Origin of the sequence: Oxobacter pfennigii, assembly GCF_001317355.1 — a bacterium.
In the GTDB taxonomy this organism is placed as follows: domain Bacteria; phylum Bacillota; class Clostridia; order Clostridiales; family Oxobacteraceae; genus Oxobacter; species Oxobacter pfennigii.
This window is the reverse complement of record NZ_LKET01000043.1, coordinates 61,390-77,518: the sequence shown is the minus strand read 5'-3', so window position 1 is coordinate 77,518 and position 16,129 is coordinate 61,390. Positions and strand designations below refer to the sequence as shown.

The following is a 16,129-nucleotide window of genomic DNA, read 5'->3' as shown; positions in this document are numbered from 1 at the left end:
CGGTTCATAATTTGATCCGGCAATTGCTGCAAGGTTTTGCAGGGTCATAAAATTTTGCAGCCTATAAACACACTGAAATATAATATCAATAATGTAAATATCAAATAATCCTTCTTAGAAAAAGCTATGTTATTAATAAGAGTTCGTGTTTTATGAAGGCCATATCCTTTCAATTCCATGGACAAGGCCACTTGCTGAGTCCTTTTCAGCGCTCTTAATATCAAAGGAAGCATTATGGGGGGAAGTCCTTTTGCCTTTTGCCATAAAGTATCAAGCTTTAATCCCCTGGCTTGCTGGCTTTCATATATTGAATGCAAATCCCTTTCTATTACAGGAAGAAAATGAAGGGCCATTCCCATTAAGACCGCATATTTATCGGGAAGGCCTGACTTTACGGATAACAGGGCTATCTCCTGAGGTGATGTCCACATTACAAACTGCAAAAATAAAAATGCTAAATTCAATAAAAGGAAGATTCCCCTTATCCCAATAATCATGCCGCCGGCATAAAAGTTCAGACCTAAAACATTAAATAAAATTTCCCCTTCAGGCCTCAAAAGTCCTTGAAATATTATATATTGTGTCCCAACTACAATCATGACCTTAACCATTGGCAAAAATACTCTTGGATTAATACCTGCCAAAACAGTGGTTATCATGATCATGCCAAAGCTTAGTGTCAGCATTCTTATATCCTGAAAAAAAATTATGAGCAGCAAATTTCCCAGCAGCCAAAAAAGCTTAACTCTTGGGTCCAGCATATGTATAAAGGATTTTTTTTCATTGTACTCCAGTAACAGCTTCATACTCAATTTCTCCTTCCTTAATTACTTCGCTTATATCAATTCCCAAGCTTTTAAGCTCCTTTTTATAATGGAGGAAATTTGTACTGTTAATATCTAAGCCCACTTTGCCGTCATCCATTACCATTATCCTGGAAGAGTAATTTATGGCTAAATTCAAATCATGGGTAATCATGATGACCGTAGTTCCCTTGCAGTTGCATTCCCATACCAATTCCATTATATCCCTGGACTCCTCTAAGCTCATAAAAGATACAGGCTCATCAATTATCAAAATGTCAGGCTCATTTATCAGGCAGGATATAAGAGCCAGCTTTTGCATATTGCTTTTACTGAGCTTATATGGATGCAATGAGGCATATTTTAAAAGGCCCGTTGCATCCAAAAGCTTTGTCACCCTTTCTTTTATGGTTCCTTCAGGAAATTTTCTGTTTTTCAGAGCAAAAGCTGCTTCATTTTCCACAGAGTCGGTGCATATTTGCATTTGAGGATTTTGAAACAGGTATCCTACACATTGTGACAACTGAGATATGGTATGGTTTTTTGTATCCATATTTTTAATTTTTATATTTCCGGCCGAAGGCTTATTAATGCCGATAAAATGCTTGGTCAAAGTAGTTTTTCCCGCGCCGTTTTTGCCCATTAATGCCACAAACTCTCCAGGGTAAATATTAAAGGTAAGGCCTTTTAATGCAAAGTCCCCTCCTTCATATTCAAAGCTTAAATCCTTTACCGATATTATTGGCTCATCAAAGAGCCTGCTTTTAACCCTACTCCTTCCTTTAATAAAGGAAGGCCTTGTTTTTAAAAAGTTTGGGACTTCATTACGGGGAAAACCGTCATAAATAATCTTACCTTTTTCAAGGAAAATGTGCCTGTGGCACAAATCAAGATAATTATGGGCCTTTTCCTCCGATATGATGATAATCTTGTTCTCTTTGACTGCAAGGATGTTCAATTTTTCGTATATTTCTTTTTTGCCTTGAGAATCCAGCTGGGTTAAGGCATTGTCAAGTATTATTATATCCGGCTGTGCCGCCAGTACGGAGGCCAAGGCTGCTCTTTGAGCCTCCCCTCCCGATAAACTCTCCGGCTTTCTTTTTTCATATCCCGATAACCCTACAAGTTCAAGGACATTTTTTATTCTTTCTTTAATTTTTGAAGGTTCTATAAGAAGATTGCAGGGAGCAAAAGCCAGGTCTTCCTCCAGAGTAGCACAAAACAGCTGATTCATAGGATCATCCATTACAAGCCCTATAATGCCTGCCAATTGAGGCAACGCTTTATTAAATATATTTTTTCCCTTATAATATACCTCTCCCATTAGAGTCCCTTGTACAAATGCAGGAATTACATTGGATAAGGCGAGGCATAGGGCTGATTTGCAAGGAGGAGAGCCTGATAAAAACACAAGTTCTCCTTGATTGAATTCTATAAAAACATCCTCAAGGGCGGCTTCATCTTCTTCCGGAAAAATAAGCTTTTGGATTTTTGCAGTAAAAAGCTTGTTCATCAAATCCCCTCCTTTCAAACTTATATATTGTTTAAAATAATTTTAGCTTTTTCCATTGCCTCAGGATGAAGCTCGATGCTGTCGGCAAAATTATTAAGGGGCTTGGTTGCATCTATACCCATTTTTGCGCTCCTGCTCAATTCATCGGTTGAAGGGTCCAAGGTGCAACCCATTCCCATATGCTGGGGAATTATATGCACATCCTTGTCTGCCTGAACTCTGGTGGCAATTGCCCATAGCACCCTGCTTTCGTCAAATACGTCCACATCCTCATCAACTACCACTACATGCTTTAAGTTGTGGTCTACGGAGAGTGCAGTCATAATGGCCTGCATGGGCTGGCCTTCGGCTATTTTCTTCATTGAAATATAGCAGTGAAACAAACCGCAGGCAGATAAGGGAGCATGTACATTTATTATATTAGGCAAATTATCCTTTAACGCCTTTAATACATCCCCTTCTCTTTGCACAGCCACAACTGTATTATGCTCTGCACACATTCCCGGCGTTATGCTCTGATAAAGGGCATTGGTTCTATGATATATTGCCTTTGGTATGAATACATTTTCAGTGCTCCTGTGGCAGGCATAATTGGTAAATTCGGCAAAGGGGCCTTCCGGCTCATTTTTGTCCGTCAATATCTCCCCTTCAATTACTATCTCAGCCCACAATGGCACTTCCACATCTATGCCCGTGCATTTTGTGATTTGGAGGGGCTCCCCTAAAAGCCCTCCCATACGGGCAAACTTGCCCTTATCATAGGGCACAAGTGCCATAGAGCCTAAAGAAATTGCCGGATGTACGCCCAGCACAACGGCTGCTTCTAAATTTTTGCCCAGTTTTTGAGCCCTCCTGTGATATTCCCACAGCCTTTGCCTTGAATGAAGGCTGATACCCAGCTTATCGGGACCCTTAAGCTGCATCCTGTGATAGCCGCAGGTATCGGCTCCCGATTCCGGATCCTTTGCAGTCACCAGCCCTGCCGTTATATATGGACCGGCATCTATAGGGAAGTGGGTAAAAATAGGAAGTTTTGTTAAATCCAGATGTTTTCCTGTCATGCAATTTTCTTTAAAAGGAGCTTCATTTAAAACTACAGGCTCTATTTCCTTTTTAATTCGCTCTGCATAAATTACGGGCAAATCCCTCTCGTCAACTCCTATGGCCATTGCCATGCGCTGCCTTGTGGCAATGGTATTGGCTATTACGCCAAATTCAGAACTGCTTATTTTCTCGAAATGCACCAAGGAATATTTCTTTCGCCGCTCTAATTCCATAATTATGGCAGTAGGTTCATATTCTCTTTTCAATTCTTCTTTTATATGCAAAACCTCTCTTGGAAACCTCTCCTCAAAATCCTGCAAAAATATTCTCCAGTCCTGGCTCATATAATCCCTCCTAATTCAATACCCCGGATTTTTTCACATTATCGTAAATTATTTTTGTAAATATGGTTCCTCCTACAATGCCAGCTAAAGTTGTGATGAGCGACGATATGATGATTACCGGAATGGGTAGCCTTAATATAACATAAAGGCCAAGTCCTACGCATATATTCCCCACAACATTTGATAATACCTGGGCTATTATGTGGTGGGACCACTTATCCATGGAAAGCTTCCATGAAACAAGGGAATAGGCTAATGATGCCAATCCGTTTGCCGGTATGAAAAAAGGTGCCAAAGGTGAAAGCCCCGAGGCCAACGCCACAAATGCCTGGATTTCCGAGGTGATTATTCCTGCCGGCTGCTTGAATAAAAGGACCACAAGTCCGGTAAATATAGCCCAGGTAACTCCGCCTACGATTACGCTGGCGGGGTTTATAACTGCATCTATCCTGTGGGCTATCTGCTGCACAAAAACAAATACAACTCCTAATATAACCGCTCCCACCAGTGCCTTTGTATCGTATCTTACGGCTTTTTTTACTTTTACATCCTTATTAGTTATAGCTTCACTCATGATTTTTCCTCCATCTTTCTTAATTTTAAAGTTTCTTCTATGTCGATACCCTGTGGAGTTATTGCTACGCCATAATCCTTTAATGCTGAATCAAGGCTTATATAGCCATTTATATAATCCTCATATACAAGATTTATATCTCTTTTAAGAGGATTTCCAAAGCCGCCTCCCCCGGAAGATATAAGAGTTAGCGTATCTCCGCATTTAAGCGGCAGCGGAGAAGTTTTGCTTTTTAAATGCAGCACCTCCTCCTGTGTGCATAATTTATTGCTGTTTAAGCTTCCCTCCTTCCCCCCCTTTAAGCCGTAGGGCGGTATTTTCATCCCATCGCCGAACATTACTATATTTGTATCATGGCCGTAAAATTGGATCTCATATTTCACTCCGGGAGCTCCCCTGTATTTTCCCGCGCCGGCAGTATCCATAACCAAATGGTGGTTCAAGGTTAGAATGGGATATTGGACTTCATTGGCTTCATTATTTGGAGCTCTTACTCCTCCGTAATTTGATATGGGAGCCATATAGGGAAAACCATCCTGCCCTTCCTTTCCCCCTCCCGAGCCCAAGCAGCAGAATCCAAAGCCTACAAAAAAATTATTATTTCTGGGGTCAATACCGTAAAAGGAAGGCCCGCAATACCGTCCAAAGCCGGCAGGTATTTTTTGAGGCACTGCAAGGGCACAGGCTTTTAAAATTGCAGAAATTATTTCACTGGCACAATGAAGGGTGGATAATGTTACGGGAGCCGTCGAATTTGGATTGACTACCGAGCCCTTTGGAGCAATTATTTTTATAGGCTTAAAGGCGCCGCTGTTTCTTGGAATATCCGGTGACAATGCCCAAAGAAGGGCGATGTATGCCGCGCTTTTTGTAGTAACAAGCCCGCTGTTTATAAAGCCTGTAACCTGTTTATCACTTTCGGAAAAATCAATTGTCACCTCCTGCTTTTTAAAGGTGACGGAAGCCTTTATTTTAACTGGTTTATCCGAAAAACCGTCATCATCCAAGTATTCCTCTCCCTCATATGTACCTTCTGGAAATTTAGAAATTCCTTTAATTGTCAGCTCCTCAGCCTTTAAGAGCAATTCCTCCGCTGCTTCCCTAACTTCCTTTAAGCCGTATTTATTAAGCATGTCAATTAATCGTTCACTGCCGATTTTATTGGCTCCAGCTTGAGCAAAAAGGTCGCTCTTCATCATTTTGGAATTCCTTGTATTATAGGTTATAAGCTCTAAGACATCGTCACAAAGGTTATTTTCCTTTACAAGCCTTGTGGGAGGAATTCTTATTCCCTCCTGAAAAATTTCCGTGGCGCCTGTGTTATAGCTGCCTGCAACTGCTCCTCCTATATCACCGTGATGTGCACGGCTGACTGTGAAAAATATAAGCTCTTTTTCATAAAACACAGGGGTGACTATACCTATATCCGGCAGGTGATTGCCTCCCATATAAGGGTCGTTTATGATAAATACATCCCCTTCCTCTATGCCTTCCTTATATTTTTCAAGAACAGCCTGTACACTAAAGGAACCGGCAGCGGCTAAAATAGGTATTCCGTTTAGCTGTGAGATGAGTTCTCCTCTGTTATTTGTGACACCGCAGGCAAAATCGCAGGCTTCTGCAAATATGGGAGAGCGGGAGGACTTTTCCAATGCTGCTCCCATCTCTTCTGATATGGTGTACAATCTGTTTGCTATAACAGACTGAAGAATGATTTTACCAACATCCAATTATTTCACCTCCTTCACATCCATGATTATATTGCCGCCTTCATCCTTATAAGCTTTATAATCAGGGCTTACAAATATTGTGGTATAATCCTTTTCAATGAGAGCAGGGCCTGAAACAATAACTTGGGCTTTTATATTCATGAATTTATAAACAGGCAAATCTTTAATTTTTAAATCCTTATCCCAGCACACTTTGCGGTATTCATCATATTTGGCACCGCTTTCCATACTAAAATTATTTGTATGGAAAGGTATATCATCTTCCTTTTCGCCTGCTTCAATACGCACATCCAGAATGACGCATTCATCTTCCGGCTCTTTATATCCGTAATATTTTTCATGAAGATTATTAAACTTTATTCTTAATTCCCTTATGCTGTTTTTATCGAGGCTTTCACCTTCAAAGGGGAGGGATAGCTGATGATGCTGATTTGAATACCGCACCCCAAAATAAAATCTAAATTCTCTTTTTTCAAAAGCCACCCCTTGCTGACTGAGATTGATGTCGGCACTTTTTTTAAGTTTACTCATCACCTGGTTTATTTCACCCATGCTGATTTCACTCATGCTCTTAATAAAGCTCTGGGCTATATCAGTTTTTATTTTTGACTTTAACATTCCCTGGGCACAAAACACTTCTCCAAAGGCAGGTATGATGATTTTTCTCACGCCAAGCTCCCGTGCTATCTTAGCTGCAAATATAGGCGATGCCCCGCCTGCCGCCAAAAGTGCAAAATCCATGGGGTTAAATCCTTTTTGCAGAGTCATTAAACTTACTGCATCCGCCATTTTTGCCGAAGCAACCTCATAAATTGCAAGGGCAGCATCATGGGGGCTTATGTTGAGAGGATCGGCTATTTTTTCTTTTATGGTTTTTAATGATAAATCTTTTCTTATTTTTATTGCTCCTTTTCCAAAGCTTTTTTCTTCTATAAATCCAAGGAGCAATGCGGCATCTGTGATGGTGGGGGCTTCTCCTCCTTTATCAAAGCAGGCAGGCCCTGGAAAACTTTCTGCTGATTCCGGCCCAACATTGAGTCTTAAGCTTTCATCCACCTTAGCAATGCTTCCGCCTCCTATACCCTGGGAATTTATATCCACTGCAGGCAGGCTTAAAGGATAACCCTCGACTGAAGTTTCAGACAAAATTTTTATTGAATGGCCCTTTATAAGGCTGACGTCAAAGCTTGTACCCCCCATATCAATAAGCACCATATCCGGTTGATTAAGTTCCATTGAAAGGGCTCTTGCTCCGCTTGATCCTGCCGCAGGGCCCGAAAAAAGGCCTTTGACTCCAAAATGGTTATCAAGAGATATGCTTGTGACTCCTCCGCTATTCTGAACCAGCTTCACGCCGCAATTTAGTCCCCATTCTTTAAGGGAAGATGATAATTCCTTAAGATAATGGGATATCTTTGGTGTAAGATAAGCATCCAAAACAGCAGTGGAAGTTCTCTCATACTCACCTAATTTGGGCGCAACTTCACTGGATAAGGATATATACACACCGGGGAGCATGTCTTCTAAATATGCCTTCACACATTTTTCATGAGCCGGGTTTAAAAAAGAGAATAAAAGGCATACGGCAACCGATTCTACTTTTAATAACTTAAGCTCATCCTTGATTTGCTTTAAATTGTCCAAATCCAGAGCAGTTATTTCCCTTCCGCTGTAATCAACTCTCCCTTTAAGGTTAAAGCGGAGATGCCGGGGTACCAAAACCTCCGGAGGTGATGCAAAGAAATTCCATTGATTGTCCAATTTTGAACGCCTCATCTCTAAGGCATCGTTAAATCCATCCGTTGTGATAAGGGCGGTCTTTACCCCTTTCCTTTGAATAAGGGCATTAACTGCAACGGTGTTTCCATGAACAAGGGATTTGATACAGGAAAGAAACTCCCTTGATGATAAGTTAAAATCATGAGCTAATATCTTAAGCCCTTCCATAACCGTTATAATGGGATTTCCCTTGTCTGAGGGGATTTTTACCGTTTTTATGCCCTCCGGACTTTGTGCAATAAAATCTGTAAATGTTCCCCCCATATCCACACCGACCTGAAACATACAACCACTCCTTAAAGTTTTTAAATAAAATAAAAAAGTCCTCAGCCTTTTAGACTGAGAACTTTGCCATCATTCTCTAAGTACCACCCTTTCCTGGAGAGTGTACAAATTCACCAACAAGCAGGTTTCCTGACTTGCGTATCATTGCAGCTTATCTCCTTCCCATTTTCCTATTATAAAAAACAGTGGTTTATTGATAAGCCGCTCCTCGCTTACAGTGGCGGGACCGTACAGGAATTTCACCTGATTCCCTATTATCCTCATTTTAATGAAGCACTTATTGGAAATATTCATTTATCTAGATTATATTAAAACTTTTTTAAAAAATCAAGGATAAATTATGAATAACACACGGCCTATCTATTTCTCTTAACATAAATATTTTAGCAAATTGCAAGTAATTAGGTAGATTGATGCTTATTTATGTAAACTCATTGTTATTTTATAATTATCATTTCCTTTGTGAACTTGTTAAGTATTTCCCCGCTGCCGTTATGGATTAAGACTATATCCTCAATTCTCATTCCAAACCTTCCCGGGATGTATATACCTGGTTCGATGCTAAAGGACATTCCGTCTTTTAAAATCTGCCTATTATCTTCTCTTATATACGGAGCTTCATGAACGGCAGTACCTATTCCATGGCCTGTCCTGTTTAAAAAGCATTCACCATAACCTGCATCTCTTATAACCTTCCTTGCCGCCAAATCTGTATCGCGAGCTGTTACTCCTGCTTTTACATAGCTTTCAGCACTTTTATTGGCTTCAAGTACTATGCTGTATATTTTCTTTTGCTCCTTTGTTGGTTCACCGACAAATACAGTTCTGGACATATCCGAGCAATATCCCTTGTACTTGCATCCAAAGTCCAAAACTATTATATCAGTGTCCTCGATAACCCTGCTGTTACCAACATAATGGGGCTTTGAGCTGTTAGGTCCTGACGCCACTATAGGCTCAAAGGATAAGCCTTCAGCTCCCTTTTCAAAAAATAGCTCTATTATTTTATCACCTATATCTTTTTCCGTAATACCCGGCCTAATATATTTTACTATTTCCGCTGCTACTTCATCGGCAATTAAAGAAGCCTTCCTTAGATAATCCCTCTCCTGTTGTGTCTTTACAACTCTTAACTCTTCCAATATACTGACACCATTTATGAAATTCATATCCAATACGGTCTTCATATCCAGCATATCAACAGCCCTTATGGCATCATTTACCCCTATGGTTTTTCCCTTAAGCCCGTATTTTATATTTGCCTTTTCTAAGCAAGGCAAAAAGCCTTCCGAATCACTCCATACAAATATGTCGGTTTGACCTCCGAAAACCTCCCTGGTCTCTTCATAATAAAGCTCAGGGGAAATGTAGAAAAATCTCCCGTCGGATAATATGAACAAGGCCTTGAATCTCTCGCATATAAAAGAGCTTTTGCCTGTAATGTATTCCATGTCCGAAGAGGTCCCTATAATCAATACATCGGCATTATTCTTTACCATCAGCTGAGCCAGCCTGTCTATCTTTTCGCTAAATTTCACTTGTATACCCTCCTTTCAAGGATTATATATAGTTAACAGTTCTCTTTATTTCCCGTTAAAAAAACTGGGAGAAGTTACAGAGATGATTTTAACAAGCCTGTTGGTAAAATTAGCCCAATTATGAGGAGTTGAAGAAGAATAATGGGCGCTGTCTCCCGGATACAATTCATAGGTATTGTCTTCTAAAAATAAAGTTAAAACCCCTTCCAGCACATATATAAATTCCTCACTGTCATGGCTGTAAGGAATCACTTCCTCTTCATGCAAATTTGGCAGTATGGTTACCACCATGGGCTCGAATTTCTTATCATGAATATCACTTGATAAGCTGCTGTGAATGAATTTGGATTCTTCAATCCTGAATACTTCCTGTTCATAGCTTCTTGTGATTAAAGGTCTTTTACTTTTTGGGGGATCGAAGAACAGCGCCAAGTCCGCATTCAGTGCCTCGGCAATTTTCTTCAATGACATTATGGCAACAGAAGTTTGTCCTCTCTCTGCCTGGGATATGAAGCTGACGGAAAGATTGGTTTTTTCGCTTAAATCCTTCAGCGTCAATCCTTTGGCAGTTCTTAATTCATTTATCTTTTGCCCTATTTCTTTTTGCATATACCAATCCTCCATATTAATATACTTTTGCTATATGATACAATGATTTCAAGTAACAAGCCATTTGAAATCATTTGACACGAATTTTGCACAGTAAAATTCATGATAAAACGAATCCTTGCAGTATTTATACTACTATAAAATTTTTATATATAAAAGATAATCCCCGGCAGCAATGCCAAGGATTTTATCCATTTTAGTACAAATGACAGGCTACGTTATGCTTATCACCGATGTCCTTCATGTCAGGCTCGTCGATTTTGCATACATCCATGCATTCACTGCATCTGGTGTGGAAGCGGCATCCCACCGGCGGATTTACAGGACTGGGCACATCCCCCGTCAATATAATTCTTTCTTTTTTTACCGTAGGGTCAGGTATTGGTATGGCAGATAAGAGCGCCTTAGTATAAGGATGCTTCGGTGAAGTATATAAAGTATCTCCTTCTCCTATTTCAACCAGCTTTCCAAGGTACATTACCCCCACTCTGTCGCTTACATGCTTGACTACATTAAGGCCGTGGGCTATGAATAAATAAGTCAAGTTAAATTCTTTTTGCAAATCGTCTAATAAGTTCAGTACCTGTGCCTGTATTGATACATCCAGGGCCGAAACCGGCTCATCGCACACAATAAGTTTAGGCCTTACAGCCAAAGCCCTTGCAATTCCCACCCTTTGTCTTTGCCCGCCTGAAAATTCATGTGGGAATCGGTTTTTATGATAGCTTGCAAGCCCTACATAATCAAGAAGCTTGTTTACTTCCTTATCCAAATCTTTATTGCCTACAACCTTATTTATCTTCATGGGCTCTGCAATTGTATCGCCTATGGTCATCCTGGGATTCAAGGATGCGTAAGGATCCTGAAATATAATCTGAATACTTTTGCACAGCTCTTTTTTTTCGTTATTGCTAAGCTGAGTTATATTCTTACCCTCAAATAAAACCTCTCCCGATGTGGGCTCCAGCAAATTGACGATCATCCTGCCTGTGGTGGATTTTCCGCATCCGGATTCACCAACCAGGCCTAAAGTTTCGCCGGCGAAAATTTCAAAGCTTATATCATCAACGGCTTTGACGTAGTTTGCTGCCTTACCGAAAAAACCCTTCTCAATGGGAAAATATTTTTTAAGATTTTTAACCTCCAATAAGGTTTTCATTATTATATCTCACCTCCGTTATCCTTTGAGCATAAAAAGCATCTTACTTCTCTGCCATCATAGTTTATAAGAGGTGGTTCTTCCAATTTGCATATATCCATACATTCACTGCATCTTGAATTAAAAGAACAGCCTTGAGGCATTTTCAAAGGATTGGGAACCATACCGGGTATCATATAAAGCTTTTCTCTTTTTTCATCCATTTTTGGTATGGAATTTATCAATCCCTTAGTATACGGATGCATGGGATTCTGAAATAATTCCTTTACCCTTCCTTTTTCCACAACTTTGCCGCAGTACATTACAACAACATTATCGGCTACTTCGGCCACCACTCCCAAATCATGGGTAATCAAAAGTATTGCCGTACCTAATCTTTCCTTAAGCTTTAACATAAGGTCAAGAATTTGTGCCTGAATGGTAACATCCAAAGCTGTGGTAGGCTCATCGGCTATTAAAAGCTGAGGATTACAGGACAGTGCGATAGCGATCATCACCCTTTGCCTCATTCCGCCGGATAATTGGTGGGGATAGTCTTTGAGCCTTTCCTTAGGCGATGGTATTCCAACCAGTTCCAGCATTTCCGCAGCCTTTTTTTCTGCATCTTTTTTGCTGACTTTTTCATGCCTTATCAATGTCTCTGTAATTTGTCTCCCGATTGTAAATACAGGATTCAATGAGGTCATGGGCTCCTGAAATATCATGGAAATATCCTTGCCCCTTATGTCCCTCATTTCTTTTGAGGATTTTCTAAGCAAATCCTCTCCTTTAAAAAGTATTTCACCATCGGCTATTTTCCCGGGCGGGGTGGCTATAAGCCCCATTATGGAAAGGGAAGTTACGCTTTTTCCGCTTCCCGACTCACCGACAACTGCAACTACTTCTCCTTTGTCTATTTCAAAATTAACCCCATCTACGGCATTAACTGTTCCGCCTTTTACTTTAAACTGTGTTTTTAAATTTTTAACTTCAAGTAACATATAAAATCCCCCTACTTGCGAAGCTTTGGATCAAGGGCATCCCTCAAACCATCACCAAATAAATTAAAGGCTAAAACAGTAATGGTAATTGCAATACCCGGGAACAAAACGATATAGGGGGCATTGTAAAAATAACCTCTTCCTGCTCCTAACATACTTCCCCATTCTGCATAGGGAGGCTGTATTCCAAGTCCTAAAAATCCTAATGCCGATGTATCAAGTATTGCCGTTGAAACTCCCAGGGTGGCACGTACGATAATAGGGGATATTACATTTGGAATTATATGCTTGAATATGATTGCCATATCTCTGTTTCCTATGGCCTTGGCAGCCTGTACATATTCGTTTTCCTTTATGGATAAAATTGAACCCCTGACTATTCTTGCATATTCAGGTATGGTTACAATACTTATTGCAATAATAGCATTGTCAATTCCCCTTCCAAGGGCGCTCATAAAGGCTATGGCCAATAGCATGGACGGGAAAGCCAGCATTATATCCATAAACCTCATAATAAGCATATCTACCCAACCACCATAGTATCCCGCAAGGGAGCCTAATACAATACCGATGGATAAGGCAATAGCCACTGCCGTCACGCCTACTCTTAAGGATATCTTCGTACCGTCGATTATCCTGCTTAAAATATCTCTTCCCTGTTCATCGGTGCCTAATATGTGCTCACTGGACGGCGGTTTTAAGCTCTGGGATAATTCACCCTGATAGGGATTGTAGGGCATTATATATTTACCGAAGAGAGCTACTAAAATTAAAAGGATGATTATAGTCAGGCCTATCATGGCTGCTTTGTTTCTTCTCAATATTTCCCACATATTCTTAAAGGGGGAGGTTATTTCATCCATATCATCTTGGGTCTCAATCTTTGTATCAACATTTGCTTCCATAACTTTCCTCCTATGAATATTTTATTCTTGGGTCTAAGAAGGCATAGAGGATATCAACTATAAGGTTTATGATGACAAACACAGCCGCCAAAAGTATTACCGAACCCTGGACTACGGGATAATCAGACTTCAAAATTGAATCAATGGCATAGCTTCCTACCCCCGGCCATGAAAATACCGTTTCGGTCAGCACTGCTCCTCCGAGAAGGGAGCCTAACTGAAGCCCTATTACCGTTACAATGGGAATGAGAGCATTTCTTAAAGCATGCCTGAAAATTACTATTTTCTCCAATAAACCCTTTGCCCTGGCTGTACGGATAAAATCCTGCCTTACGATTTCCAGCATGGTAGACCTGGTCATACGTGCGATAATTGCCGTTGAATAAGAGCCAAGTGCAATGGCAGGAAGCACGAGATGCCTTAAGGTACTTTTAAAAGCCACCATATTTCCCGTCATAAGGCTGTCTAATAGATAAAATCCCGTTACCCTCATTGGTTCATAGCCTATCTGTATCCTTCCGGCTACGGGAAGCAAGTGAAAGGTCACGGCAAATATAACTATAAGTATCAGTCCCAGCCAGAAGATAGGCATGGATACCCCTAAAAGAGCAACAACCATGCTGATATAGTCAATTATGGAATTCTGCTTTATCGCAGATATTACGCCAATTATAATTCCGAAAAAGGATGCAAATAAAATTGCGGCAAAGGCAAGCTCTATTGTTGCCGGAAAACGCCGCAGTATTTCTGTTGTCACCGGTGTCTTGGAGATGAGTGAATTGCCGAGATCTCCCCGGATTGCACCTTTTAAAAAGTTCCAGTACTGCACATATATCGGATCATTCAATCCCAGGCTCTGTCTCAATTTTTCTATCTGTTCCGCTGTAGCATGCTCGCCTAATATGACAGCAGCCGGATCGGCTGTAAACAAGTGCATAACTACAAATGCCATTAATGAAACGCCTACTAAAACGGGAATCAATAACAGCAATCTTTTTAATATGTATTTTAGCATGCTTTTCCCACCTTAAATAGAAATAAAAATCATAAAACGGAAACGCCGTCGTAAATGACGGCTTTCCGTTTATATTCAGTTATTCTTTATCTACGTTTACGAAGAATACGCTTCCTGTCGGATGAACTTCAAAGTTTTTAACCTTTGGTGAATGGGCAGCCATGGCCATTGAATGGGAAATGGGAAGCCAAGCCGCATCTTTAATTACAATCTCCTGGATTTCCTTGTAGACGTTATTTCTCTCTTCACCGTTAGGAATTGTCCTTGCTTTTGCAAGAAGATCATCAACTTCTTTGTTTGTATATTTAGCAGCATTTAAAGTTGATTCTATCTGATTTGAATCAAACAATGAAAGGAAGTTATCGGCATCGCCGTTATCTCCTGTCCATCCGTAGAACATGATGTCTCCTTCACCCTGTCCTGCTTTTTCTTTGTATTCAGTCCATGGATATACATCAATTGTAGCTGTTACGCCTATTTTGCTGAAATAGTTCTGGATTGCTTCTGCCAGCTTCTGTCCGTTAACGGGGTTATATGGCCTTGGGTTTGAATAAGTGATCATCTTTATCTGGAGATTTTCCTTGCCAAGTTCCTTTAACATAGCAGTAGCTTTTGCAGTATCATATTCGTATATTGAGAGGCTGTCATTATATCCTGGGATAAAGTCAGGCATGGGAGCTTTAGCTACGGATGAATATCCCTGATATAAATACTGAACGAGTTCTTCACGGTTAACTGCATGTGATAATGCTTCCCTTAACTTCGGATCATCAAAGGGAGCCCTTGAGCAGTTAAATGCCATGTAGTTTATGTTCATACCCGGTTCTTTGTATATAACCATCTGGCTCTGTTCCAATTTAGCAACGTCATTTGGGTCAAGTCCGTCCATGGCGTCAATTGCACCGGTCATAAGCTCGCTGGCACGTACTGAGTTTTCCTTCGTGATTTTGAATACTACCTTATCAAGCTTTGCTTTTTCTCCCCAGTACTCGTTGTTCTTTTCGATTGTAACAGATTGTCCCTTTTCCCAGGAAACAAATTTGAAAGGACCTGTACCAACCGGATTTTCTATGTATTTGTCACCAAATTTTTCAACAGCTGCAGGACTTACTATAGGTGCAGCAAGAGTCATTGCAAGGTTTGCAAGGAATGGAGTCGAAGGCTGCTTCAAAGTGAATTTAACGGTATACTCGTCCACTTTTTCAACCTTGTCAACCTGTTCGAATGTAAATGACGCATAAGGCATATCGTCAGTTTGATTGGGAGGCAGCTGGCGTTCTACGCTGAACACTACTGCATCTGCGTTAAATGGTGTTCCATCATGGAATTTTACACCTTCACGAAGCTTGAATGTATACTCTTTACCGTCGGTACTGATTGTCCAATCTGTTGCTAACGCCGGTGCAATTTCTGTAGTCTGGCCTTTATACTGTACCAATCCTTCATATATGTTGCACATAACTTTTGCTGATTCGCCGTCATCCACATATGCCGGGTCAAGACCTCTTGGGTCAGCACCCTGAGCAAAAATGAATACCTTTGGTGCAGCAGGTGCGGCACTTGGTGTGGCTGAATTATTTCCTGAATTGGATTGCGAGTTGCCGCAGCCTGAAAGCAATAATGTCGCTGATAAAACAGCTGTCAGAACTGAAGCGGCTAATCTCTTTTTCATTGAAAACCCCTCCTTCATTTCCATTAAAATCATGGTTTAACATTATTACTATAATAATACGTTAAAGTGCAAAATGCAATATTATATCACCCAAAATTTCATATATACCGTAATTCCATTTTAATTTTTATAATATATATATAATTTAATAATTTTTATTTCACTATTTCTAAATGGAA

At 40.4% G+C, this 16,129-nt stretch carries 13 protein-coding genes and 1 riboswitch; all 13 genes read right to left on the bottom strand.

Translation table 11 applies throughout. The features are described 5' to 3' along the window. Positions 1–44 precede the first annotated feature (44 nt). The gene (locus OXPF_RS16640) at positions 45–806 is read right to left on the bottom strand and encodes an energy-coupling factor transporter transmembrane component T family protein (RefSeq protein WP_054876359.1); all 762 of its coding nucleotides are present in this window, start codon (positions 804–806) and stop codon (positions 45–47) included. Next, complete coding sequence (locus OXPF_RS16635) at positions 781–2,316, bottom strand: ABC transporter ATP-binding protein (RefSeq protein WP_054876358.1); 1,536 nt, start codon at positions 2,314–2,316, stop codon at positions 781–783. The genes OXPF_RS16640 and OXPF_RS16635 overlap by 26 nt, the downstream gene beginning before the upstream one ends. Before the next feature lie 20 nt (positions 2,317–2,336). Further along, positions 2,337–3,704: a UbiD family decarboxylase gene (locus OXPF_RS16630; RefSeq protein WP_054876357.1), complete on the bottom strand. Its 1,368-nt coding sequence runs from the start codon at positions 3,702–3,704 to the stop codon at positions 2,337–2,339. A 10-nt stretch (positions 3,705–3,714) separates the two neighbouring features. Continuing rightward, entirely contained in the window at positions 3,715–4,278 is a 564-nt protein-coding gene (locus OXPF_RS16625) for a hypothetical protein (RefSeq protein ID WP_054876356.1), read from the bottom strand. Next, positions 4,275–6,008, bottom strand: coding sequence for a hydantoinase B/oxoprolinase family protein (locus tag OXPF_RS16620; RefSeq protein ID WP_054876355.1), 1,734 nt, complete (start codon positions 6,006–6,008; stop codon positions 4,275–4,277). Before OXPF_RS16620 ends, OXPF_RS16625 begins: the two co-directional genes overlap by 4 nt. Then, positions 6,009–8,072 (bottom strand): hydantoinase/oxoprolinase family protein, encoded by a 2,064-nt coding sequence (locus tag OXPF_RS16615; RefSeq protein ID WP_054876354.1) that lies wholly within the window; start codon positions 8,070–8,072, stop codon positions 6,009–6,011. 102 nt (positions 8,073–8,174) lie between these two features. After that, positions 8,175–8,368, bottom strand: a riboswitch (cobalamin riboswitch). A gap of 141 nt (positions 8,369–8,509) precedes the next feature. After that, positions 8,510–9,610 carry a M24 family metallopeptidase gene (locus OXPF_RS16610; protein WP_054876353.1) on the bottom strand — a complete coding sequence of 367 codons (1,101 nt, stop codon included), beginning with the start codon at positions 9,608–9,610 and terminating at the stop codon, positions 8,510–8,512. Positions 9,611–9,655: 45 nt separating this feature from the next. Beyond that, on the bottom strand, positions 9,656–10,219 hold the full coding sequence (locus OXPF_RS16605) for a helix-turn-helix domain-containing protein (protein ID WP_054876352.1): 564 nt from the start codon (positions 10,217–10,219) through the stop codon (positions 9,656–9,658). Positions 10,220–10,415: 196 nt separating this feature from the next. Beyond that, complete coding sequence (locus OXPF_RS16600) at positions 10,416–11,378, bottom strand: ABC transporter ATP-binding protein (RefSeq protein WP_054876351.1); 963 nt, start codon at positions 11,376–11,378, stop codon at positions 10,416–10,418. 2 nt (positions 11,379–11,380) lie between these two features. Then, on the bottom strand, positions 11,381–12,358 hold the full coding sequence (locus OXPF_RS16595; protein ID WP_054876350.1) for an ABC transporter ATP-binding protein: 978 nt from the start codon (positions 12,356–12,358) through the stop codon (positions 11,381–11,383). Positions 12,359–12,369: 11 nt separating this feature from the next. Then, on the bottom strand, positions 12,370–13,221 hold the full coding sequence (gene nikC / locus OXPF_RS16590; protein WP_152967792.1) for a nickel transporter permease: 852 nt from the start codon (positions 13,219–13,221) through the stop codon (positions 12,370–12,372). 52 nt (positions 13,222–13,273) lie between these two features. Further along, positions 13,274–14,278 (bottom strand): ABC transporter permease, encoded by a 1,005-nt coding sequence (locus OXPF_RS16585; protein ID WP_054876348.1) that lies wholly within the window; start codon positions 14,276–14,278, stop codon positions 13,274–13,276. A gap of 79 nt (positions 14,279–14,357) precedes the next feature. Beyond that, positions 14,358–15,950 carry an ABC transporter substrate-binding protein gene (locus OXPF_RS16580; RefSeq protein WP_054876347.1) on the bottom strand — a complete coding sequence of 531 codons (1,593 nt, stop codon included), beginning with the start codon at positions 15,948–15,950 and terminating at the stop codon, positions 14,358–14,360. Positions 15,951–16,129: the final 179 nt, after the last annotated feature.